This is a genomic window from Ignavibacteriota bacterium, from assembly GCA_016708125.1.
In the GTDB taxonomy this organism is placed as follows: domain Bacteria; phylum Bacteroidota; class Ignavibacteria; order Ignavibacteriales; family Melioribacteraceae.
On record JADJGF010000001.1, the window covers coordinates 537,057 to 560,284 of the forward strand.

Annotated in this window: 23 protein-coding genes and 1 pseudogene; 7 read left to right on the plus strand and 17 right to left on the minus strand. The window is 29.9% G+C overall.

Translation table 11 applies throughout. From position 1 onward, the window contains the following. Nucleotides 1-48: 48 nt before the first annotated feature. Together IPH62_02600 and IPH62_02605 are read right to left on the minus strand one after the other, a co-directional pair. Nucleotides 49-570, minus strand: a complete 522-nt coding sequence (locus tag IPH62_02600; GenBank protein ID MBK7104157.1) for a hypothetical protein — start codon at nucleotides 568-570, stop codon at nucleotides 49-51. Beyond that, nucleotides 567-1,133 (minus strand): sigma-70 family RNA polymerase sigma factor, encoded by a 567-nt coding sequence (locus IPH62_02605; protein ID MBK7104158.1) that lies wholly within the window; start codon nucleotides 1,131-1,133, stop codon nucleotides 567-569. The genes IPH62_02600 and IPH62_02605 overlap by 4 nt, the downstream gene beginning before the upstream one ends. A gap of 135 nt (nucleotides 1,134-1,268) precedes the next feature. Between IPH62_02605 and IPH62_02610 the strand changes: the two genes are divergently transcribed. Then, a complete protein-coding gene (locus IPH62_02610; GenBank protein MBK7104159.1) occupies nucleotides 1,269-1,637 on the plus strand; it encodes a hypothetical protein in 369 nt (122 codons plus the stop codon). 124 nt (nucleotides 1,638-1,761) lie between these two features. Here IPH62_02610 and trxB read toward each other — a convergent pair whose 3' ends face one another. From trxB to IPH62_02665, 11 genes are all read right to left on the minus strand, one after another. Next, nucleotides 1,762-2,715, minus strand: coding sequence for a thioredoxin-disulfide reductase (gene trxB / locus IPH62_02615; protein ID MBK7104160.1), 954 nt, complete (start codon nucleotides 2,713-2,715; stop codon nucleotides 1,762-1,764). A gap of 179 nt (nucleotides 2,716-2,894) precedes the next feature. Continuing rightward, nucleotides 2,895-3,824 (minus strand): tRNA epoxyqueuosine(34) reductase QueG, encoded by a 930-nt coding sequence (gene queG / locus IPH62_02620; GenBank protein MBK7104161.1) that lies wholly within the window; start codon nucleotides 3,822-3,824, stop codon nucleotides 2,895-2,897. A 139-nt stretch (nucleotides 3,825-3,963) separates the two neighbouring features. Then, entirely contained in the window at nucleotides 3,964-4,308 is a 345-nt protein-coding gene (locus IPH62_02625) for a Rieske 2Fe-2S domain-containing protein (protein MBK7104162.1), read from the minus strand. After that, on the minus strand, nucleotides 4,305-5,153 hold the full coding sequence (locus tag IPH62_02630; protein ID MBK7104163.1) for an MBL fold metallo-hydrolase: 849 nt from the start codon (nucleotides 5,151-5,153) through the stop codon (nucleotides 4,305-4,307). Before IPH62_02630 ends, IPH62_02625 begins: the two co-directional genes overlap by 4 nt. Nucleotides 5,154-5,235: 82 nt before the next feature. Continuing rightward, the gene (locus IPH62_02635; protein MBK7104164.1) at nucleotides 5,236-5,571 is read right to left on the minus strand and encodes a 4Fe-4S dicluster domain-containing protein; all 336 of its coding nucleotides are present in this window, start codon (nucleotides 5,569-5,571) and stop codon (nucleotides 5,236-5,238) included. A gap of 23 nt (nucleotides 5,572-5,594) precedes the next feature. After that, a complete protein-coding gene (locus tag IPH62_02640; GenBank protein ID MBK7104165.1) occupies nucleotides 5,595-5,933 on the minus strand; it encodes a DUF309 domain-containing protein in 339 nt (112 codons plus the stop codon). A 64-nt stretch (nucleotides 5,934-5,997) separates the two neighbouring features. Continuing rightward, the gene (locus tag IPH62_02645) at nucleotides 5,998-6,735 is read right to left on the minus strand and encodes a TPM domain-containing protein (GenBank protein MBK7104166.1); all 738 of its coding nucleotides are present in this window, start codon (nucleotides 6,733-6,735) and stop codon (nucleotides 5,998-6,000) included. Continuing rightward, on the minus strand, nucleotides 6,736-7,329 hold the full coding sequence (locus IPH62_02650) for a LemA family protein (GenBank protein ID MBK7104167.1): 594 nt from the start codon (nucleotides 7,327-7,329) through the stop codon (nucleotides 6,736-6,738). It lies immediately after the preceding gene. A 21-nt stretch (nucleotides 7,330-7,350) separates the two neighbouring features. After that, nucleotides 7,351-8,712, minus strand: a complete 1,362-nt coding sequence (locus IPH62_02655) for a PFL family protein (protein MBK7104168.1) — start codon at nucleotides 8,710-8,712, stop codon at nucleotides 7,351-7,353. Nucleotides 8,713-8,733: 21 nt separating this feature from the next. Beyond that, a complete protein-coding gene (locus IPH62_02660) occupies nucleotides 8,734-9,159 on the minus strand; it encodes an ACT domain-containing protein (protein ID MBK7104169.1) in 426 nt (141 codons plus the stop codon). A 46-nt stretch (nucleotides 9,160-9,205) separates the two neighbouring features. Next, on the minus strand, nucleotides 9,206-10,357 hold the full coding sequence (locus tag IPH62_02665) for an acyl-CoA dehydrogenase (GenBank protein MBK7104170.1): 1,152 nt from the start codon (nucleotides 10,355-10,357) through the stop codon (nucleotides 9,206-9,208). A 255-nt stretch (nucleotides 10,358-10,612) separates the two neighbouring features. Here IPH62_02665 and IPH62_02670 point away from each other — a divergent pair, with 255 nt between their 5' ends. From IPH62_02670 to IPH62_02690, 5 genes and pseudogenes are all read left to right on the plus strand, one after another. Next, entirely contained in the window at nucleotides 10,613-11,788 is a 1,176-nt protein-coding gene (locus IPH62_02670; protein MBK7104171.1) for a hypothetical protein, read from the plus strand. A gap of 1 nt (nucleotide 11,789) precedes the next feature. Next, a complete protein-coding gene (locus IPH62_02675) occupies nucleotides 11,790-12,590 on the plus strand; it encodes a hypothetical protein (protein ID MBK7104172.1) in 801 nt (266 codons plus the stop codon). 14 nt (nucleotides 12,591-12,604) lie between these two features. Next, the gene (locus tag IPH62_02680) at nucleotides 12,605-14,377 is read left to right on the plus strand and encodes a T9SS type A sorting domain-containing protein (protein MBK7104173.1); all 1,773 of its coding nucleotides are present in this window, start codon (nucleotides 12,605-12,607) and stop codon (nucleotides 14,375-14,377) included. A gap of 98 nt (nucleotides 14,378-14,475) precedes the next feature. Continuing rightward, the gene (gene rlmN, locus IPH62_02685) at nucleotides 14,476-15,546 is read left to right on the plus strand and encodes a 23S rRNA (adenine(2503)-C(2))-methyltransferase RlmN (protein ID MBK7104174.1); all 1,071 of its coding nucleotides are present in this window, start codon (nucleotides 14,476-14,478) and stop codon (nucleotides 15,544-15,546) included. Then, nucleotides 15,543-16,078: pseudogene (locus tag IPH62_02690) on the plus strand (RNA methyltransferase). Before rlmN ends, IPH62_02690 begins: the two are co-directional and overlap by 4 nt. Here the strand turns inward: IPH62_02690 and IPH62_02695 are convergent. From IPH62_02695 to secA, 4 genes are read right to left on the minus strand one after another with little or no spacing between them, the layout of a single operon-like run. Further along, nucleotides 16,071-16,727, minus strand: coding sequence for an ATP-binding protein (locus IPH62_02695; protein MBK7104175.1), 657 nt, complete (start codon nucleotides 16,725-16,727; stop codon nucleotides 16,071-16,073). The pseudogene IPH62_02690 and the gene IPH62_02695 overlap by 8 nt on opposite strands. A gap of 25 nt (nucleotides 16,728-16,752) precedes the next feature. Beyond that, nucleotides 16,753-19,185, minus strand: a complete 2,433-nt coding sequence (locus tag IPH62_02700) for an SPOR domain-containing protein (GenBank protein MBK7104176.1) — start codon at nucleotides 19,183-19,185, stop codon at nucleotides 16,753-16,755. A gap of 15 nt (nucleotides 19,186-19,200) precedes the next feature. After that, the gene (locus tag IPH62_02705) at nucleotides 19,201-19,539 is read right to left on the minus strand and encodes a P-II family nitrogen regulator (protein ID MBK7104177.1); all 339 of its coding nucleotides are present in this window, start codon (nucleotides 19,537-19,539) and stop codon (nucleotides 19,201-19,203) included. Next, the gene (gene secA / locus IPH62_02710) at nucleotides 19,539-22,589 is read right to left on the minus strand and encodes a preprotein translocase subunit SecA (GenBank protein MBK7104178.1); all 3,051 of its coding nucleotides are present in this window, start codon (nucleotides 22,587-22,589) and stop codon (nucleotides 19,539-19,541) included. The genes IPH62_02705 and secA overlap by 1 nt, the downstream gene beginning before the upstream one ends. A gap of 214 nt (nucleotides 22,590-22,803) precedes the next feature. Here secA and arfB point away from each other — a divergent pair, with 214 nt between their 5' ends. Continuing rightward, entirely contained in the window at nucleotides 22,804-23,223 is a 420-nt protein-coding gene (gene arfB / locus IPH62_02715; GenBank protein MBK7104179.1) for an aminoacyl-tRNA hydrolase, read from the plus strand. The last annotated feature ends 5 nt before the right edge of the window (nucleotides 23,224-23,228 follow it).

Here is a 23,228-nt window from a genome sequence, read left to right on the forward strand (position 1 = left end):
ACGTTCGGGAATGACAAACTAATTATTATAAGAGAAAAAAATAATCATCTAAAATTGTTTCATTCTATTTTTAAAATCTTTGAATGAGTTTAGAGAAAAATAAAAACTAAGTAAAATTATAAATCCGAATAAACCGGATAATGTTCTAAAAATATCATTTTTAAAAATTTTACTTAAAAAAGAAATTATCGGCTGAAAATAATTACTGGTGTAATCAATATAAGAAACTGTCTGCTGAACAAATTTAAGATCGCCCAGAAATGAGAAAAAGAAGTATAATGCTATGATTAAAAAGGCTAACAAAGTTACAAGAATTCCTTTGAAAAAATAATTTTTCTGAATTTTAACATTTAGTTTAGAAATAATTTTTCCCATCACAAGTTCGGTAATATTTATTGGTGCTGAATGTAAAGGAATTTCATTTAGATTTTCATGAATATATTTCTGCGTTGTAAACTTTGCTCTAAATTCTAAATTATTTTTTAGCAAATCTTTTATTGTATTTAATTCATCAGAATCAATTTCATTATCCAAAAATTTATTTATAAGTTCATCAAAATTATTTTTCATTGTAATTCCTCTTGATAATTATGCTGGATAAGTAAATCTCTCAACAAATTTCTCGATCTATGTAAAAGTACTTTTGCATTAACAAGCGATAAATCTAAAACTTCGCTGACTTCTTTTATCGAAAGATTATCCATATAATATAAAATAAGAACAAGTGAATTTCGAATCGGCAATTTATCAACCAAATTTAGTAAATATGTTTTTTTATTTTCGGAAATAGAATAAACTTCATCATCTATATTTTCAAAATAGTTTAGATCTTCAAAAGAATCCATTTGCATTTCTATTTTGCGTTTTTTACTTGATAGAATTGTTAAGCCGGTATTATAAACAACCTTATAAAACCAAGTTGAAAATTGAGATTCATTTCTAAAATTATTAAGCGAATTATAAGCTTTAATAAAACTATCTTGCAAAGCTTCTTCGGCATCCATTTTATTTTTCAAAATATTAACTAAAAGTGAAAAAGCTTTATTTTTATATCTATCAATTATAAGAGAATAATCGTTAACATTTCCCTTTAGTACAGATTCAATTATTTCTATATCAGTAAGTTTTTTCATCTTACAATTTTAGACTAAACTTACAAATAAAGGTTACAAATAAATTTTAAAATTTCGTGTAACCTTTTTGTTAGTTGTTATAGTCAAAAGTATTGAGAATAAAATTCTATTGCAAAACAAATTAGGAGATATAAAATGAACCCAGAAATAATGGAAGGAATAACCGGAATTTTAATAACAACTGTAATTGGATTAGTTATTGTAACTTTTTTTTATTTTAGATCAAAAGAACGCCAAATGATGATTGAAAAAGGATTGGCACCGGAACAAATTGCTGAATTATTCAGATCTAAAAAAAATCCATATATTTGGTTAAAATTAGGTGTAATAATAATTGGTGCCGGACTTGGTATTGGGTTTGGTGTTATTGCGGATCATGCTGATTTAAATGAAGGATTGATTCCACTTTCAATAATTACACTAAGCGGTTTGGGTTTTGTAGCTGCATTTTTTGTTTCAAGAAAGTTTGAAAAAGAAGATGAGAAAACTGAAAAGCTGAGTTAAATTTTCATACCGATTTGAAAATTTACAATACTGGCATATAATAAATTTTTAAATTAGAATTTATTAAAAGTGAAATCAAAGATGCGATCTTGTTAAAAGATCGCATCTTTTTTATGTTGAATATTTAAGCTAATTCCTTTTCTTCAAGCCAACGTTGAGCATCCAAAGCTGCCATACAACCCGTTCCGGCTGCTGTAATTGCTTGGCGATAAGTTTTATCGGCAACATCTCCGGCAGCTAAAACACCTTCAATATTTGTATGAGTAGAACCGGCTTTAACTTTTAAATATCCGGTTTCATCCATTTCCAATTTACCGTTAAATATTTTTGTATTCGGCTGATGTCCAATTGCTATAAAAATTCCGTCAACTTTTACTTCTTCAGAGCTTCCGTCTTTTGTATTTTCCAAAATTGCGCCGGTTACTTTTTTATGTCCCATCATGTTTACTTCGCCAAGAACTTCTTTAATTGTTTGATTCAAAGCAAACTTAATTTTGGGATTTTTCTTAGCTCTATCAATCATAATTTGAGATGCTCTAAATTCATCTCTTCTATGCACAATTAAAACTTCCGAAGCAAAATTTGTTAAATAATTTGCTTCTTCCATTGCAGTATCGCCGCCGCCTACAACAATTACTTTTAAACCTTTATAGAAAAATCCATCGCAAGTTGCACATGCAGAAACACCATAACCCATATAGTTTTTCTCACTTTCAGTTCCCAACAATTTTGCGCTCGCTCCGGTGGAAATAATTACAGCATCGGCAGTAATTTCTTTATCTTCAGCTTTTAACTTAAACGGTCTTTGCGAAAAATCAACTTCTGTAATTTCTTTGAATTCACATTTTGCGCCAAATTTGCATGCTTGCTTTCTCATTACATCCATCAACTCTGGCCCTTGAATTCCATTTTCAAAACCGGGATAATTTTCAACTTCTGTAGTAATTGTTAATTGTCCGCCCGGCTGCATTCCTTCATAAATTACGGGATTCATATTTGCTCTTGCAGCGTAAATTGCAGCGGTTAATCCGGCTGGACCAGAACCAATTATTACAATTTTATGATGATTTTCTGACATTTTTTTACTCCAAATTAATACTTTTTAAATTTTCCAATCTTTGTCATTTCCGAATGTTTTTATCGGAAATCCATTTTTCAACTTTTCTGGATTCCCAATCAAGCTTGCCTGCGGTAAGCAGGTTGGGAATGACATAACTTTTTTTATTTAAGATTAGATACAATTTTCCTTTTTTAGTTTCACATTAGTTTTTGCAAAAATTCTGAATTTCGTCTTAGACCTTTTAGCTTAGTTCGTAAAATGGGACTTTCACAAAACTTATTTTTAAAATCAGAATCTTCCATCTTTTCGATCTCTTCAAATGATAAATTTTTATTTTTAATTTCTAAAAATTCTGTTTGATTTGTAGATTCTGCAAATTTAATATTCCAAGGACAAACATCTTGACAAACATCGCAGCCAAAAATCCAATTATCAAATTTTCCAATAAACTCATTAGAAATCTCGCTTTTATTTTCTATTGTTAAATATGAAATGCATTTGTTTGAATCTACAACATAATCTTCAATAATTGCATTTGTTGGACAAGCTTTTATGCAAGCCGTACAACTTCCGCAAAAATCTTCAATTTGATTTTCATAATTTTCAAAATCAAAATTTGTTAGAAATGTAGAAATAAAAAACCAGCTTCCAATTTCTCTATTAATTATATTGCTATTTTTCCCTTGCCAACCAATTCCGGATTTTACTGCCCAGACTTTATCCATTACCGGACCGGTATCAACATAACTTTTTGCTTTAAAATTTGGATTTTCAATTTTAGCATATTCAATAAGTTCATCCAACTTTTCCCAAATAATTAAATGATAATCTTTTCCCCAAGCATAGCGGGAAACTTTTCCGGAATTATTTATTTCACTAAAATTATCTTTTACAAAATAATTCATTCCCAACGAAATTACACTTTTGCAGTTTTCCAAAATTAAGTTTACATCTTTCTTTTTATCAAGATTTTTTTCCATGTAATTCATACCAGCTTGATAATTTTTAGAAAGCCACTTTTCTAAATTTTGAATTTCTTTTTCAAGTGTTTGATATTTTGAAAATCCGATTAGATCAAATCCGAGTTGTTTTGCTTTTGATATGATTTTTTCTTTAAACAAAAGAATGATATAATTTAATTGAAATTAATATTTTTGTCATTTCAAATACTTTAGCTAACGGATGAGAAATCCGTAAAATTATTATTCTAAAGTTGAGCTTATAAATTGGATATTTTCAGAATGTCTAAATTTTAGAACACTTAATTTACCAATTCAATTTTTTATCTTCAGCTTTCACAAAAATTTTATTATCAATAATTTTTGTTTCATAAACATCTAAACCTTTGCTACCACCAAATAGATTTCCCGTTTCAAGATTAAATATCCAACCATGTAAAGGACAAACTACACAATCGTTTTCAATAAATCCTTCATAAATTTGCGCTGTATGTTGATGCGGACAAATATTACTAACCGCAAAAATTTTACCGCTAACTTTAAATATTGCTACATCAACATCATTTATATAAAATCTTTTTCCAACTTTTTCTTTAATATCCGAAACTTTACAAGCAAAAGTAAATCCGTTAAATTCTTCTTTCTCAATCACAATAATTCTTTAAATCTTTCATTAAATGAAAAACCTTTTTCAGTTTTCTTAATTGTTGCACATACATTTTGAGAATCATGTTCAAAAATTAATTTCCAATTTTCTTCAGCAGCTAATTGCAAAAATTTCTTTTTTTCTTTTACTGTTTCTAAAGGTTGAATATCATATCCCATAACGTAAGGAATTGGAATGTGGTACATAGTTGGAATTAAATCGCCACAATACAAAAATGTATTTGATGAATCCGAAATCTTCACCATTTGCTGAGCGATTGTGTGTCCGTTAATTGTCAAAAATTGAATTTCATCATCAAAAAAATCGTCACCGTTTGTAAAATTTAAAACTCCATTTTCATACAAAGGCAGATAAAATTTGGGAATAAAACTTCCTTTATCTCTATCCGTTGGATTTTGCGCCCAATCAAAATGTTTTTTCTGAACATAATATTTTGCATTCGGAAAAGTTGGAATTAATTTATCATTCTCAATTTTTGTTGATCCGCCGGTATGATCAAAATGAAGATGGGTTAAAATTACGTCAGTAATTTGATCGGCAAGAATATTTTTTGAATTAAGGGATTTTAGTAAATCATTCTCAATATTGTTTAAATTATATATCGAAATAGACTTTTCATCCCAAAGATTTCCCATTCCAGTATCAACTAAAATTTTTTTCGATTCGGATTCAAGAAGTAAACATCTCAATCCTAATTTAATTCTATTTTTTTCATCCGGAATAATTGATTTTTCCCAAAGAGGTTTTGGAATAATTCCAAACATTGCTCCACCGTCTAAAGCAAAAGTTCCGGTTTCTAAAACTGATAATTTGTATTTTCCAATTTTCATCTATTTACAAATATTTTGCTTTAAAAATAAAAAACCGTACAAGAAAAACTCCTATACGGTTTAGAAAAAATTTTATTAAAAATTATCTTCCTTCTACTTCATCTAAATGTGCTTTTTTTGCCAATAATTCTTCTTCGGATTCAACGCGATTTGGATCAGGAACGCAGCAATCAACAGGACAAACAGCAGCACATTGCGGTTCATCATGAAATCCTTTACACTCAGTACATTTATCCGGAACAATATAAAAATAATCTGATGAGAAAAATCCTTCTGCACCGGATGGCGCAGCATTACCTTCACCATAAGTATTTCCCGCTAATGCCCATTCATTTCCGCCTTCATAAATTGCGGTATTTGGACACTCCGGTTCGCATGCACCACAATTTATGCATTCGTCAGTTATCATTATTGCCATAACTATCTCCTAATAAAGTTTTGTTAAGTTGTTAATTCAATTTTTGGAATCTGATTTATTATATTTTCTTGATCCAAGTTTGTTATTAGAATCGAAATTTCTTTTGTTAATTTAAGAACGTTTATTTCATAAAACGAAGGTAAAAATTTTTCAAGTTTGATTTTACCTTTTTGTAATTGACTTTTAGCACCTTTTAGATTTCCGCAAATAAGGTGATACGAACCAACCGAAATTTGAACTAATCCTTGAAAAAATTCTTTTTCTTCTTTGAGAGAATCCATCCAAAGTTCTTCAAAAAAGTCGTGTGCAGAAAAGAAATCACTATCATTAAATAAAAGAACGCCTTTAGAAATATCAATCATAACGTATCCAATAATAAGAAATCAAAAATCTAAATTCAAGATAAATTAGTATTATTTATCTTTTTTACCAACTTCCGCTTGCACCTCCGCCGCCAAATGAACCGCCGCCTCCGCTAAATCCACCAAAACTTCCACCTCCGCTGCTAAAACCGCCAAATCCGCCGCTTCTTGAACTTCCTCCTAAACCACCGCCATAATATATAAATCCACCCGGACCACCTTTTCCTCCTTTTCTAGATAGAAAAAAAATAATGAGAAAAATAATAATTATAATTAGCCCGAAAGGAAATTTCTGAGATCCTTGGTTAGTGGGGTTTCCTTGATACTCACCTTTTGTGGCTGACATAATTGCATTAAGTCCAGCAACAGTTCCTTCATAGTACATTTCATTTTTATAATATGGGGCAACTTCATTTCTAATTATCGAACTCGCCAACGCATCTGGTAAAGCTCCTTCTAAACCATACCCAACTTCAATTCGCATTTTCCTATCATCTTTTGCAACGTAAAATAATATTCCATTATTATTTTCTTTAGTTCCAATTCCATTTTTTTCAGCAACTTCATTTGTAAACATTTCAATCGGATAACCATCCAAAGTTTTGTTCATAAAAAACACAATTTGGTTTGATGTAGAATCATCAAAAGTTTTCAATCCATTATCTAAATAATTTATTTGATCATTAGATAAAGTTTTTGTGTAATCAACAGCATAGCTTGAAAATGTTGGTATTTCCGGCTGAGCAATTATTTTTATTGCGAAAATAAAAAACAGAAAATATTTTAGTTTTTTTGTACTCAACTAAAACTCAACTTTTGGAGCTTGTTCAGATCCGGCAACTGCTTTAAAATATTGTTTTTGAGCAAATCCGGTAAAACCGGCAATCAAACTTGCTGGAAATCTTCTAACTGTTGTATTATAATTTTGTACAACTTCATTAAACTTTTTTCGTTCAACTGAAATTCTATTTTCGGTTCCCTCAAGCTGGGCTTGGAGTTGAGAAAAATTTTCATTCGCTTTTAGTTGAGGATAGTTTTCAACAGTAACAAGTAATCTTGATAATGCGCTGCTTAATCCGTCTTGCGCACTTTGAAATTGTGCAAATGCATTCGGATCGCTTAACATTTCCGGAGTCATATTAATTTGATTAACTTTTGCTCTTGCCTCTGTTACTGCAGTATAAGTTTCTTTTTCAAAGTTTGCTACGCCTTTAACTGTGTTTACTAAATTTGGAATTAAATCAGCTCTTCGCTGATATTGATTTTCAACTTGACTCCAACTTTGTGAAACACCTTCATCTAAACCAACTAAGTTATTATAAATTCCCATTCCCCACATAATTGCGCCAATAACAATCACCGCAACTACAATTAGTATTCCTATTCCTTTGCTCATTTATTTCTCCTTTATATTTTTTTAATTTGTTAAACTTCTTACGGGAGCTGGAATTCTCCCTCCTCTTCCAACAAAATTTTGGCTTGATAAATTTCGTACATTCATAATTGGAGCTTTGCCAAGCAATCCGCCGTAATCAATATAATCACCAACTTTTTTTCCAAACGCTGGAATTAATCTTGCTGAAGTAGTTTTATCATTTATAATCCCTATGGCACATTCATCGGCAATAATTCCGGCAATTGTTGTTGCTGGTGTATCACCGGGAATTGCAACCATATCCAATCCAACAGAGCAAACTGCCGTCATCGCTTCCAATTTTTCTATTGATAAATTTCCTCTTTCAACTGCATCAATCATTGCTTGATCTTCGCTAACTGGAATAAATGCTCCACTTAATCCTCCAACCGATGAACTTGCCATAAGTCCGGCTTTTTTCACTGAATCATTCAACATTGCTAAAGCCGCAGTTGTTCCGGGAGCTCCAACATCTTCAACTCCCATTGCTTTAAGAATATCGCCAATGCTATCTCCCGGCGCCGGTGTTGGGGCAAGTGAAATATCAACAATTCCAAATGGAATTCCGTGTTTATTTGCAACTTCTCTTCCAATTAATTCGCCGGCTCTTGTAATTTTAAAAACAGTTTTTTTTATTACTTCGGCAAGTTTTTGAAGATCAATATTTCCGGCACTTTTAATTGCATCAAGCACAACTCCGGGTCCGCTAATTCCAACATTTAAAACTACTTCAGGTTCACTAACTCCGTGGAAAGCTCCTGCAACAAATGGATTATCTTCCGGAACATTGCAAAATACAACTAATTTTGCGCAACCGATTGAATCTCTATCTTTAGTATTTTCCGCAGTTTGCTTAATTACATTCGCCATCATCAAAACTGCGTCCATGTTAATGCCGGCTTTAGTTGAGGCAACATTTACACTTGCGCAAACTCTTTTTGTTTCGGAAAGTGCAATCGGTATTGATTTTATTAACTCTCTTTCACCGTTAGTCATTCCTTTTTGTACAAGTGCGGAATATCCCGCTAAATAATCAATCCCAATTTCTGCTGCAGCTTTATCTAAAACCTGAGCAATTTCAACAAATTCATTTGCATTAAACATATCAAACGGAATTGATGCCGGAGTAATTGAAACGCGTTTATTAACAACTTTAACTCCGTATTGTTTTTCAATTTCATTTGCATACTTAACGTGATTTTTTCCATACTTTAAAATTTTATCATAAATTTTTCTTTTAGTAATTTCTAAATTTCTATCGGCGCAATCTCTTAGACTAATGCCAAGCGTAACCGTACGAATATCAAAATGCTCAATTTCCGTCATTTTAATTGTTTCAAGAATTTCATCAAACTGGTATTGCATTTTTTTGATATCTCCTAAATTTTAAACTCTGTGCATGTATCTAAAAAGATCTTCATGCTGAAGGTATATTTTTATTTTCAATTCTTCTGCTACTTTATTTAATTCCGCTTGAAGTTCCGATAAATTTTTTGGCGAATTTGAAATATCCAAAATTATTATCATTGTATAAAATTCACCCATTAATTTTTGACTTAAATCAGAAACGTCACAATTTGCATCGCTTAATACTTTTGTAACTCTGGAAATAATTCCCGGATGATTCATTCCGAACGAAGTTAAAATTACTTTTCCGGTTGATTTTTCTCCGTCAATATTTTGTGAAATAAATTCATTATTACCAATTTTTTTTTGAACAAGTTCTTTCACTAAATCCGGTGAGGCTTTGCTTCCTAAATCATTAATAATTTGAAGTGTTAGTTTACGAATTTCATTTTCATTTAAAGGCACAATTTTTTCCTTATCAATATTTTATTAAATGTAAATTTAGAATTTTTTATGATAATAATTCTTTTTGCAACTCACGTGCAATTACAAGTTTTTGAATTTCTGAAGTTCCCTCGTAAATTTCCGTAATTTTTGAATCGCGCAAAAATCTTTCAACGTGATATTCTCTTACATAACCGTATCCGCCATGAATTTGAACAGCTTCCAACGAATTTTGTACTGCAACTTTTGATGCAAATAATTTTGCCATTGACGCTTGTTTGATATATGGTTTCTTCTCATCACGAAGTGCAGCCGCTTGCAGAGTTAGAAGTTTTGCAGCTTCTAAATCCGTAGCCATTTCGGATAATTTAAATTGAATAGCTTGGTGATTAAAAATTTCCGTTCCAAATGCTTTCCTTTCGTTTGCATATTTGAATGCGGTTTCAAAAGCACCTTCGGCAATTCCAACAGCTTGAGCAGCAATTCCGTAACGTCCGCCATTTAAAGTATCCATAGCAAAATTAAAACCTTTCCCAACTTCACCAATAATATTTTTCTCCGGAACTTTACAATTTGCAAATGTTAAAGTGCAAGTATCAGAACTTCTAATTCCTAATTTATCTTCTTTAACTCCATGTCCAAAACCATCAGTTCCCTTTTCAACCATAAATGCAGTAATACCTTTGTGACGTTTCTCTTTATCTGTTTGAGCCATTACAATAAAATAATCTGCACTTTGTCCGTTTGTTATCCAATTTTTTGTTCCGTTTAAAATCCAAAAATCGCCATCTTTATATGCAGATGTTTGCTGATGAGTTGCGTCACTTCCGGCTTCCGGTTCAGATAAAGCAAAAGCTCCTAATTTCTCACCTCTTGCCAATGGTTTTAGAAATGTTTCTTTGATATAATCAGATCCCCATTTTTGCAATCCGGTTGTAACTAAAGAATTATTAACAGACATAATAACTGCAACAGATGCATCAACTTTTGCAATTTCAATCATTGCTAAAACATACGAAACTGTATCCATTCCGGCACCGTCAAATTCGGGATCAATCATCATTCCCATGAAACCAAGTTCGCCAAGTTTTTTTACAATTTCGGTCGGAAATTTTGCTTCTTTATCCCGCTCAATTGTTGTTGGAGCAATTTCTGCGTGAGTAAATTCCCTTGCAGTTTGCTGAATCATTAGTTGTTCTTCTGTGAAATCAAAATTCATAAAATCACCTATTCTTTATTTATAGAATTAAATTATCTTAATTTACGTTCAATGTAAAGAAGCAGTTGCGCACTACCATTATTATAGTCTCTTAAAATTAAAAATATTCAAAAAAAAAAAATAAAATCTATTTATTATATTTATTTATATAATCTTTAAATTTATATTATACATTATAATTATATATTTTTATCCAATTATTTTTATAATGTACTTCAACAATAATAAACTTGTTTCTTAATACGGAGGTAATTTATGCTAAAAGTTGTTTTTTTTCTATTTATAATCCTTGCTAATAATATTGCAAATTATGGGCAGGAAGACAAAGATTATAAAAAACTATTTAAAGATTATTTAAAAACTATTGAAGAAGACCAGCAAAAAATACCGGATTTTTTTATTTCAATGGATGATGATGAACTGGAAATTGCTATGGATGAAATTTCACAAGATGAGGATGTAAATTTTATTGCTCATAAGGTTTTTATACCTAACAAAAAAAGATTTGACGAAGGGAAGTTTAGGAAAAAACTTATCAAAGAATTAAGCAAAAAGAAAAATAACCCGAATTACCAATATGTGTTAATTAGTTTTGTAGCAAAATACAATAAAAAGGATGATGAATACCTTGAAGATTTTAATGATGAACTTTACAAATTAGCAGAGTCTGGTGATATAGAAGATAATGTACGTTACTATGCATCTGCAAAATACGGAATTAGTAATGATTTTGAAAAGTCACATAAAAATCTTGAAAAATTATTTAAAAGTAATAATTTCAATGTAAAAAACGGTGTGGCAAAATCTCTAACTCGCTTCTTATACACTTCAAAAATTTCAAATTCAGAAAAAGAGAAATGGGAAAATTTACTTATTGAAGAAATTAATAAAAATAAAGATAGTCTAAAAAATGTAAGCTCTTTAATAAGCACTCTAAGTCAAACAAAATCTACTAAATCAAAAGATTTTATCTTAAAATTATTCAAAGAAAATACAAGAAAAAATCCCGAGAAAGCCAGTTTTCTTGTAAACTATTTACAAAATGAAGTTGATTCAGATATATTTAAGAATATTTTTAAAGAATATTCTAACTTCAATCATTTTGATAATTTTGGAGCTGAATTGCAGTTAAAACAATTAGTAAATGAAAATACAGATTTAATAGAAGAATTTTATAACAAAAAGGATGATGAGAGTAAAATTTACTTTCTTAAAGCTGTACGACATGTTAAAGAAGCTAAATTTGCTGATTATTTGGAAAAAGTTAAAGAAAGTTTAAAAAGTAACTCTGAAACAGAACGTTTGGAAAGTGTAAAAACTTTACATTTTTTACTTTCTCAAGAAAATGAAATTAATTTATTTAAAAATCATCTAAAAAATGAAGATAGTTACTTAGTTAAAAGTCAAATTTATTCTTACATAGGTGAATAAAATGATAAAAACAAAAAAATTTTTGTTTTTTATATTAATTGTTCTTACTCATAATTTTTTTTTAGCACAAGAAAAAGGGTTTGACAATTCAACATTCGAGCAATTATTAGACAAAACAATTATTAAATATTCAATGAATAAAGTAAAAGCGCAAACAATTGTTGCTTTTAATCATTCTGCAGACACCAAAATAGACAATGGATTTTCTGTTTTTTACGGCATTTTCGGATTCGCTTCAATGGGCTTAGGACAATTTTGTTTTAATTACAAAACTGATTATGACTCTTACTTTATTGCAACAGGTTTTGGGAATTTATTAGGTGGCTTTAACAAAAGTATCTATAATTTTAGAAAAGAAACCTTTTACATTAATGGAACCTTAGGTTTTACTTTTTCAGAGCCAGTATTTTTGTATAGTATTGGACTATCTTATAATTATATTCTGACCGAAAAATCTCAAATCGAGTTATCTGCTGACGGTTTCATACATCCAGGATCTACTTACGAGTATGAAAAACTAAATCAATACTATACAAGAGGTGTCACTGGATTAGTTACTTATTCACATAATTTTTTTGAAAATTTTACTTTGGCTTTTTCTTTAGGAGCCACATTTTTTCAAAAGAGGTTTATGGAAAAAACTTTATGCAATGAAACTGAGGGACAAGAAAATGTATGTTACTACTATTATAAAAATGTTGACTTAAATGAAGAGAAACAAAGTACAGAATTTACAAATCCTCAATGGGAAAAACTTCATTGGTCTTTTCCTTTTAATGTAACAATATCATATCATTTTTAATTGGGACTATACTAATGTTTAAAATAAAATATTTTATAATCAATATTATATTATTGTTAAATGTAATTCAAGCTAATGGCAATACTGATAAATTAGAATTAGGTACAGCAGTTTATTGTGATCTAACTTATAGTGAATGGATTAATTGGCTAGATTTAGGTCAACATTGGCATTCAGGAGTATTCCAATATTTTGAATATTTGCCGAGTAGTGGCAATGGTAGAATAACATATTCAATTATGGCCCCCTATCAGCCGTTCAGTTGTGAAGATTGCTCTCAGAATCGTTATACATATGAATATTATATTAACCCAAATTCCCCTGGTTATGGGTTATCAAACCTAGTGTACAATTTTAAAGAATGGTTTAATTTGGGGGAAGGAACGACAGGATATAATGGAGCATATAGTATAAATAATATCTCTGCACAAGTTAGAGCTTCAATAGTTAATACTACAAATTCTTTAGGCACAGCAAGTATTGATTATAATTGGTCCGATATGTTAGATGTAAATAATGTCTGGTGTTCAACACACTTGTGGTGGTGTGAACATTGGAATGGAAATATTAGTAATATTGACGAACTAAGATGTGATGGTGTTGTTGAGTACAGCTATGAAAAAAATGGAGTATTGGTTTCAAAAACTTATTCCGATTGCAAACATACACCAAATAATGATAACATTGGTTATCCAAGCCAAACAAATGTTGATAAACATAACAGTTTGCACGATCAAGGATATTATTGCGGTGAACTTTGCCCACGCATACAAGCCGGCGAGGACCATAGTGGAAGCGGAAAATCTCGTTCTTATATGGTTCCATTAATTTCAGCTAATCCGGTAATAAGTAATTTTTCAAGAACTCAGCTAAATAACAAAATACAATTAAATCTATATTTTGGAGATAATGCATCTATTAAAAGTTACGTTTTAATAGAGATTAAAAAATTAAACGAAAGTACTTGGAGAATACTAAAAGATGAAAATAACAATATTTGGAAATTTAAAGCTGTTGATTTAACAAATTGGAATGGAAGCATACAAAGTGATAATTTTTATATTCCTTGGAACGGAAAATATGAAGGTGGAACTTATACAGCCGGAACTTCAGACTTTAACATTAGAATTACTGCAATTGATCAAGGTGCAAATTACTCAACAAGTACAAATTCATTTTCCGGAACAATTCAAGCTTTTAGAACAAATATAAGTGGACCCGACTATCTAAAAAATAAGGAAAAAGGAACATGGACCGCTGTACCTCTTAACGGAAGCGGTAACTACACATATGCATGGTATAAATCTACAAATGGAGGATCTACATGGAGCGGCATGTTAAGTACGTCAAATACTTTTCAAACAACTATGCTTTTTGATGATTTCTTATTGAAATGCTATGTTACAGATACTCAAACAAATCAAGTAGTTTCAGCTACAATATTAGTACAATATGACGATGGTTCAGTGCCATTACCAAAAGAACAAAGTGAAAATTATCCTAACAATAAGGTACGGGTACCTACTTCAACAGCTCTAGAACAAAATTATCCAAATCCATTTAACCCAACAACAACTATTAAATATCAATTAAAAGAATCTTCTTTTGTTTCATTAATAATATATAATATTCTTGGGGAAGAAATTGTTACACTAGTTAATAAGTATCAAAATGCCGGTTACTTTAGTGTTGATTTTCATTCCAATAATTTACCAAGCGGTATTTATATTTGTAAATTGTCCACAAGTCGTGGTTCTTACATTCAAAAAATGCTTCTTGCAAAATAAAATTAAATAGGTCTAAATATTACATTTTATATTTAGACCTAAAATTTTTACCAACCCATAAAATCATCTTTAATTTAGGACTTTCTTATATTTGTAAAATGGAAACACAAACAAAATTAATTGATATAAAAAATTTCAATCTTTCTGAAATTCAACAATTCACAAAAGATTTAGGCGATTCTGCTTTTAGAGGAAAACAAATTTTTAATTGGATTTATCAAAATTATGTTGATGATTTTGATGAGATGACAAATATTCCAATTTTATTAAGAAATAAATTGAAGGAAATTTCAAATTTAACCTCATTGAAATTATCGCAAAAGAAAAATTCTTCATCGACAAATACTATTAAATATTTATTTGAAACGATTGATGGAAATAAAATTGAATCTGTAATAATTCCGGAGAAAGACAGACGAACACTTTGTATTTCTACTCAAGTTGGCTGTCCACTTGATTGCAAATTTTGTGCAACGGGATTGATGGGTTATACACGAAATTTAACTGTCGGGGAAATTTTAGATCAATATTTGCAAACCTCAAAAGATATTAAACCAAATGAAGTAACAAATATTGTTTTTATGGGAATGGGCGAACCGCTTTTAAATTATTCTGCAACAGAAAAAGTTTTAAAAATATTACTTCAAGATTTAGGAAATAAAATTGGTAGAACACGAATTACAGTTTCTACAGCCGGAATCCCCAATAAAATTAGGGAGTTAGCAGATACTGGATTGAGAGTAAAACTTGCTTTATCGCTTCATTCTTGTTTTGATGAAATCAGAAATCAGATTATGCCGATAAATTTAAAGTACAATCTTCAAGAAAATATTGAAGCATTAAAGTATTATGCCAAGCAAACCAAAACAAAAATTATGTTTGAATATACAATGCTTAAAGGTGTAAATGATAGAAAAGAAGATTTGGATTCATTAAAAAAATTGTGCAGTCAGCTTCCTTCAAAAGTAAATATAATTCCTTTCAACAGTATTGCTCATATGGTTAGCGGAGGTTTTTCATCTAAGTTAGAACCAACTCCGTTAGACCAAGTTAAAGAATTTGCAGAAAAATTAATGAGCAAAGATATTTTTGTAATGCTAAGAAATACGCAAGGTGATGATATTGCAGCGGCTTGCGGACAATTAGCAATTAAAGAAAAACGATTATGAAAAAACTTACACATTCTGAAATTTCTGTAAATCGCGTAACATTAGAAAATATTGATTCCGTAGAAAAGTTACCGGTTGTTGTAATTTTGAATTCAATTAGAAGCAGTTATAATGTTGGATCAATTTTTAGAACTTCAGATGGTGCAATGATTGAAAAACTTTATTTATGCGGTTATACTCCATATCCACCAAATAAAGATGTACTTAAAACTGCATTAGGTTCACAAGAAAGTATTAATTGGAAATTTGTTGAAGATGCAAAAGTGTAATCCGAAATTATAAATCGAAAGGTTACACAATTTGTGCACTTGAGCAAACAAACAATAATATTTCTTATTCTGATTTACAAAAAAATAACTTACCATTATGCTTAATTGTTGGGAATGAAATAAGCGGCGTAAACCAAGAGCTGATTGATCTTTGTGATATTTCGATTGAAATTCTGCAATATGGTATTAAACAATCTTTAAATGTTGCAGTTGCTTACGGAATTTCAATTTTTGAATTGAGAAAAATTTATGATTCTAAGTAAGATTGGAAAATTGATCTTCTCCATCATCTTTTGTGTGAATGGCAAGAATATCTGCACGAACCAAATTTATTAAAGTTCTTGAGGCTCTTCTGGATGAAATATTTGCAATTCTACTTAATTGTTTTGCAGTAATAAAATCACTTTCATTTAAATATTCAAAAACAATTTTTTCATTTTTCCCGATTGAATAATTTTTTAATATTTGTTCATTGCTCCGGCTTTGTAAAATTTTTATCATTTCTTTACTTGCAGGAAGACTCTTATCATTTACACGAATATAAACCTGCGCGGAATTTAAATCTAAATTTGTTTTATAGTCTTGAATTCTATGAGGTTTATTTTTCGATTCCGGAATTTCTACGCAGACAATTTCTTTGTTTTCCAAATTATGATAACTTATTTCATAATCAATTTTTGGTTCACAATAATTTTGAAAAGTTTCGTTTATTAATTCGGTTTCACTTTTTTCACTTTCAACACCATACACTGAGCCGTTATCTTCAATTCCAAATAAAATTGTTCCGCCTTTTGTATTTGCAAATGAAATAAATTCTTTTGCAATTTTAGAATAATCAGAAAATCTTTGTTTAAACTCAGTTGTGAGGGATTCACCGGATTCTAATAACCTCAACAATTTTTTTTGAGTCATCGGTTATTTAAAGCTTGTTTAGAATTTAATATTTATTGATTTTAAGTCTGATTTGTTTAGCTTCATTAAATGTGCTGTATGGGCCTACTAAAACACGAAAATAAGTGTCATTTAATTCGACGACAAATATTTCAGCAGAAAAAGCATTATATTTTTTTGTTCGTAATTTTTGCACTTCACTCTCAGCAATAGCTTCAGTTTTCCAAGATGACAATTGAATAAAATATGAATTTTCATTTTTATAAATATCTCTGCTAACCACAGGAATTTTACTCAAATCAAATACGCTTGATTCACTATTGATTACAGAGTTGTTTTCATTATCTAATATTGTGCTGTCTCTTTTTTCTATTGCTGTCTTTACATTTTCAATTTTTTCATTTATAATTTTTACACTATCATTTATTACGTCAATTTCATTTTCCAATATTTTAGTTTCAAGTTCGTCATCAATTTTATTAACGGTTTCAGTAATTTTATTTTCCTTTTCAATATCATTTTTCAATACTTCATTATTTGTTTTTGCCGAATCAACTTTTATATTATTGCTTTTTTTGTTATTAGAATTTCCTGTTTTAACTTGTTTATGTCCGTTCAATTTAGTTTGAATTGATTTTGCATAATCTGTTGTTTTGTACTTTGTATTTAACGTATCATAAATTGAAGCTGCAGAATCCGGCATATTCAAATTGTTTTCTAAAATGTACCCAATTGTATAAAGCGATTTTGAAGCATATATAGAATTTGGGTGATTTTTATAAATATTAAATAAATTATTTAACGCATTTTTATAATCCGATTTGTAATACATATCCTCTGCAACAGTATATTCTTCTTCAACCGGATCTTTGTCAAAATCATAAAGAGGTTTATTAATATGCTTAGCTGCTTCATTTCTTAATCTATTAAATGGAAATTTTTCAAACACAAGCGTAAACATACTATCAGCTTTTGCTTTTTCATTTATGGTAAGATAATAACTGCCTATAGCGTAATACGTTTGGGCCTGGTTTGGATTTTCTTCTTTTTCACTAAGTGAAAGTTTATAATATATGTAAGCAGAATCCGGAAAATTTAACTCAGTAAAGAATAAATTTGCCAACTCAAAATATTGCTTACTATTTAATGCATGAATTGAATCCACACTTATTTTTGGTCTTAACGGTTTTATAATTTTAGAAGAAGCCGGTTTGATATTTCTACTTGCTCCTCTCACATTCTGCTCACCCTCACTTGAAATTTTCGCAGAATCCAACCTTAACTGTTGAACATAATCAAGAGAATCTTTAATAAACCTTTCTTCATTTGTTAAGTATTGAAAATCTTTATTGAGTTTAGCAATTTCTTTTCTGAAGGCCAGATATTTTTCCAATACTAATGTTTTACTTTTTGCTTTATCTTTAAATTCCTGAGTTGCTGTTGAACTCATTGTTTTTTTATAAAGAATAAGTGAGCTATCATAATTATGAAAATGATTTTCAATTATTTCCGCTCTATAAAAACCGGCAATTCCGCCGGCTTCTGATTTAGCAAAACTTGTATCAACATCTGTAAAACTGTCTAAAGCTAATTCCACATTTCCAATTTCATAATTTATTTTTCCAATTTCCAAATCTATTTTATCTAAATTATCTTCAAATTTTCCTTCGTCTCTCAATTCATTTAATAATTCCAAACTTTTTTCAGTATTACCAAAATCTTTTTGAATTTTTGCTAATTCAAATCGACTCTTAAATTCTGTTTCGGGAGTTGGCGAATAATCCTCAACAAGAATTAAAGCTTTTTCTGCCTCTTGAAAATTTTCCAGCAGAACATATAATGATCCAAGTTCATATAAAACTTCAGCTCGCAATTCATCAGAAATATCTGTTTTTAAAAAATCAATTATTTCGTTTGTAGCTGTTTCATAATTTTTTTCATATAAGAAGTAACCTATTTTAGATTTAAAAACTTCCTCAACTATTTCTTGATTTTCTTCCTCAATAGCTTTTGTTTTAACTTCATCAAGTTTTGTTAACGCTTTTTTAAATTCTCTTAATTGGAGATATGTTTTGCCTATCCACAAACTATTTTCTAAAGTCAATTCACTTTCCGGAATAATTTCTAATTCTGCAAATTTTCTTAATGCTCTTGAATAATTTTGCTGATAGTAAAATGATTTGCCGGTCATTAATAATGCATCTTCAAAATAATCCGAGTCTTTATTATACTGCATGATGGCAGAAGTTTTCTCAATTACTTCATCAAACTTTTTACTAATATTATTTGAAATTTTTTCCTCTTCAAAATTGAACATTTTTTTTCGTAATGCTTTTGCTTCAGTTTCGGCTTCAGTGAAAAGCTCATTGGCATTGTAGTAAGTATTAAAATAAGTTTTAAAATTACTCCAAAATCCGCAGCCTGTAACAAATAATAGCGAAATTAATACAACAATATTTTTCTTATTGAAATTTTTCATTTAGATTTATTTTATTTATAATGCTTCGGAACCACTTTCACCAGTTCTAATTCTAATTGCATCTTCAACATTTGAAATAAAAATTTTGCCATCACCAATTTTTCCGGTTTTAGCTTTTTCGATAATAATATTTACAACTTTTTCAAAAATTTTATCATCAACAACAATTTCTAATTTTAGTTTGGGAACAAACTCAATTTGGTATTCACTTCCTCTGTAAATTTCTTTGTGACCTTTTTGTCTACCGTAACCTCTAATTTCTGTAATTGTTAATCCGTTTATGCCTTCTTCAAATAAAGATTCTTTAACATTTTCAAGTAAATGAGATCTAATAATCGCTTCAATTTTTTTCATTAATCACGACCGTGGCAATTCTTATATTTTTTACCGCTTCCACATGGACAAGGATCATTTCTTCCGGCTTTTTCTTCTACTTTAATTGGCTGCTGTTTTCCTCGATTTCTACTTTCTTTTGCAGTTTCAGAATTCTGTAATCCTAAATTTTGAACACTATCTTTAACAGCTTGCATCCTTTGCTGTCTTGCTCTACGAGCTTGAACATCATCCGGTTGTTGAGGAAAAAATTTAAAGCTAAATGAAATAACTTCATTTCTAATTTCTGAAATTAAACTTACAAATAAATGATAAGCTTCTGCTTTATATTCCACAAGAGGATCTTTTTGACCGTAAGCACGTAAACCAATTCCTTCTTTTAGATCATCCATTTCTCTTAAATGTTCTTTCCATTTATCATCAATTACACTAAGCACTGCATATCTTTCTAATCTTGCCATTAAATCCGAACCGAGCATTTCTTCTTTTCGAGCATAAAAATCTTTAGCAGTTTGAATTATAATATCAACAATTCCATCCTTCCCTTTTTGCTCAAATTCTTCCGGATTTAATTTTACTTCTATTAATAAATGCTGTAACAAATCAGCTTTTAGAGAATCAACATTTACATCATCAAAATATTTATTAACTGTTTCTTCTACATATTCAGTCAATAATTCAAAAATTTCTGTCTTTAATCTTTCACCTTCAAGCGCTCTTTGTCTTTTGGAATAAATTACACTTCTTTGCTGATTCATAACATCATCATATTCAAGAAGTCTTTTTCTAATTGCAAAGTTATTTTCTTCAACTTTCTTTTGTGCTCTTTCTACAGATTTTGTAATCATGGGATGAGTTAAAGCTTCACCTTCTTCAAATCCTATTTTACTCATTATATTAGTTACACGTTCACCGCTGAACAATCTCATTAAATCATCTTCAAGCGAAATAAAAAACTTTGAGGTTCCCGGATCTCCTTGTCGCCCGGATCTTCCTCTTAACTGTCTATCAATTCTTCTTGATTCATGACGTTCGGTTCCTAAAATAAATAGCCCGCCTTTTTCTGTTATTCCTTCGCCAAGTTTAATATCCGTACCTCTTCCGGCCATGTTTGTTGCTATTGTAACAGCTCCTGGTTGACCAGCAAAAGCAACAATTTCTGCTTCACTTTTATGCTGTTTTGCATTTAAAACATTATGAGCTATACCTTGTCTTTTCAACATTCTGCTAATTGTTTCAGAAAGTTCAACACTCGTTGTTCCAACAAGAACCGGCCTTTTTTCATCTTTTAATTCTTTGATTTTTTCAAGTACTGCATTAAGTTTTTCTCTTTTTGTTCTATAAATAAAATCATCCTGATCATCTCTTGAAACTGGTTTATTTGTTGGAATTACAACAACATCCAATTTATAAATTTGTAAAAATTCACCTTCTTCGGTTTCAGCAGTACCAGTCATTCCAGCTAATTTTTTATATAACCTAAAATAATTTTGAAGCGTAATTGTTGCCATCGTTTGTGTATCTCGTTCAACTTTTACATTTTCTTTAGCTTCAATTGCTTGATGCAAACCATCTGAATATCTTCGTCCCGGCAAAATACGACCTGTAAATTCATCAACAATTGCAATTTTTCCATCTTCTGTAATTACGTATTCATCATCTTTTTCAAATAAAGTATATGCTTTAAGTAGTTGATTAATTGTGTGGATTCTATCCATTCTTTCGCTGTACAAATGATAAAGCTCATCTTTCTTCTTAAGTTTTACGTCGTTACTTAATGAATCATCATTATCAAGTTTGCTTATTTCAGTTCCTAAATCCGGTAGTACAAAAAACTCTTTTCCTTCCGAAGAACCAGAGGCTAATTCTTCTCTTCCTTTTTCTGTAAGATTAATTGAGTTGTTTTTCTCATCAATTGCATAATATAATTCTTCGTCAATTTCCGGCATTCGTTTTTCTTTTTCTCTCAAGAATTCCAATTCTGTTACCGACATTAATTTTTTATTTTCCGGTTCACTAAAAAGTTTAGTCAATTTGTTATTTTTTGGAAAACCTCTGTGGGCACGCAGCAAATATATTCCGGCTTTTTCCTTATCACTGCCCTTTGAAATTAATTCTTCAGCTTCCTGAACAATTGATGCTACCAAGCCTGCTTGCTTTCTAAATAATCTTTCAACCTTTGGTTTCATTTCATCAAATTTATGTTCGGTATTTCCAACTGGTCCGGAAATAATTAATGGAGTTCTTGCTTCATCAATTAACACTGAATCAACCTCATCAACTATTGCAAAATTATGGCCTCTTTGAACAAGGTGTTCTTTTGCAATCGCCATATTATCACGTAAATAATCAAAGCCAAATTCGTTATTTGTTCCATAACTGATATCGCATTCATATATTTTTTTTCTAGTTTCATTATCCATTGTATTTAGAATGCAGCCAACTGTTAATCCATGAAATTTAAAAATTTCTCCCATCCACTCACTATCACGTTTTGCTAAATAATCGTTAACGGTAACAATATGAACTCCTCTACCGGATAGCGCATTCAAATAAATTGGAAGTGTTGCAACTAAAGTTTTTCCTTCACCGGTTGCCATTTCTGCAATTTTGCCTTGATGTAAAACAACGCCGCCTAAAAGCTGAACATCATAAGGAATCATATTCCAAGTAATTTTTGATCCAGCAGCATCCCAAGATTTACCAACCAATTTTACACAAGTTGCCTTAACAACCGCGAAAGCTTCCGGTAAAATTTCGTTTAAGATTTCTTCAAATTTGTCATCAAGTGCTTCGTTTAATTCTTCCAATTCACTATGAGTATTTTCAATATCGCCTTCAAAATTGTTTGATTTTAATGCTTCACTCAATTCTGAAATTTTATTTCGCAATTCAGAAGTTTCATTTTCAATCTTCAATTTAAATTCAATAGTTTTAGATTTTAATTGATCTTCGGAAAAGTCTTTAATTTTTTCGTACTCAATTTTAATTTTGTCAACAATAGGCCATAATTCCTTTAGTGCGCGGGAATTTTTATCTCCAAAGACCTTTTTTATTAAACTAGTTAACATTCTTTTACTCCATTTTTTCAGAATATTAAAAGTAATTAAAGGCACTTTGAAATGCAATCAACGTATATTTTATCTGCATTTAGCTAAATTGATAATTATTGAATAAATCTAAATTTTATTTTTGTTTAATTTTACAAAACTATTTTTGGATTAAAAGTCAAAAATTTTTACTGTTTGATTATGTTTAAGTTTATTATTGAGGAATATTAAAATCTTGTTACAAATAACACCAAATATTAAAATTAAAGACGAAGATTTGAAATTTTCATTTATTCGATCTTCTGGTCCCGGTGGACAAAATGTAAATAAAGTTTCCACTGCAGTTCAACTTAAGTTTGATGTAAACTCCAGCGAAGATTTATCCGAAGAAATTAAATTGAAATTAATAAAAATGGGTGGAAAGAAAATTTCCTCAAAAGGAATTTTACTAATTGAAGCAAAGCGATTCCGAACTCAAGAAAAAAATAAAATTGATGCAATTGAAAGACTGGTTGCAATTATAAAAAAAGCATCAATAAAAGAAAAATCAAGAAACAAAACCAAACCAACAAAATTATCAGAAGAAAAAAGAATAGAATCTAAAAAACATAAATCGCAAATTAAACTGCAACGAAAAAAAATAATTTCCGAATAATGATG

Bases quoted from the DNA above. Each gene is read 5' to 3' on its own strand.
- IPH62_02605 (MBK7104158.1), bottom strand. From the start codon at position 1,133: ATGAAAAAACTTACTGATATAGAAATAATTGAATCTGTACTAAAGGGA.
- IPH62_02630 (MBK7104163.1), bottom strand. From the start codon at position 5,153: ATGAAAATTGGAAAATACAAATTATCAGTTTTAGAAACCGGAACTTTT.
- secA (MBK7104178.1), bottom strand. From the start codon at position 22,589: ATGTTAACTAGTTTAATAAAAAAGGTCTTTGGAGATAAAAATTCCCGC.
- IPH62_02700 (MBK7104176.1), bottom strand. From the start codon at position 19,185: ATGAAAAATTTCAATAAGAAAAATATTGTTGTATTAATTTCGCTATTA.
- IPH62_02680 (MBK7104173.1), top strand. From the start codon at position 12,605: ATGTTTAAAATAAAATATTTTATAATCAATATTATATTATTGTTAAAT.
- IPH62_02640 (MBK7104165.1), bottom strand. From the start codon at position 5,933: ATGATTGATATTTCTAAAGGCGTTCTTTTATTTAATGATAGTGATTTC.
- IPH62_02600 (MBK7104157.1), bottom strand. From the start codon at position 570: ATGAAAAATAATTTTGATGAACTTATAAATAAATTTTTGGATAATGAA.
- trxB (MBK7104160.1), bottom strand. From the start codon at position 2,715: ATGTCAGAAAATCATCATAAAATTGTAATAATTGGTTCTGGTCCAGCC.
- IPH62_02610 (MBK7104159.1), top strand. From the start codon at position 1,269: ATGAACCCAGAAATAATGGAAGGAATAACCGGAATTTTAATAACAACT.
- IPH62_02670 (MBK7104171.1), top strand. From the start codon at position 10,613: ATGCTAAAAGTTGTTTTTTTTCTATTTATAATCCTTGCTAATAATATT.
- IPH62_02675 (MBK7104172.1), top strand. From the start codon at position 11,790: ATGATAAAAACAAAAAAATTTTTGTTTTTTATATTAATTGTTCTTACT.
- IPH62_02665 (MBK7104170.1), bottom strand. From the start codon at position 10,357: ATGAATTTTGATTTCACAGAAGAACAACTAATGATTCAGCAAACTGCA.
- IPH62_02635 (MBK7104164.1), bottom strand. From the start codon at position 5,571: ATGGCAATAATGATAACTGACGAATGCATAAATTGTGGTGCATGCGAA.
- IPH62_02650 (MBK7104167.1), bottom strand. From the start codon at position 7,329: ATGAGCAAAGGAATAGGAATACTAATTGTAGTTGCGGTGATTGTTATT.
- IPH62_02705 (MBK7104177.1), bottom strand. From the start codon at position 19,539: ATGAAAAAAATTGAAGCGATTATTAGATCTCATTTACTTGAAAATGTT.
- rlmN (MBK7104174.1), top strand. From the start codon at position 14,476: ATGGAAACACAAACAAAATTAATTGATATAAAAAATTTCAATCTTTCT.
- IPH62_02695 (MBK7104175.1), bottom strand. From the start codon at position 16,727: ATGACTCAAAAAAAATTGTTGAGGTTATTAGAATCCGGTGAATCCCTC.
- IPH62_02655 (MBK7104168.1), bottom strand. From the start codon at position 8,712: ATGCAATACCAGTTTGATGAAATTCTTGAAACAATTAAAATGACGGAA.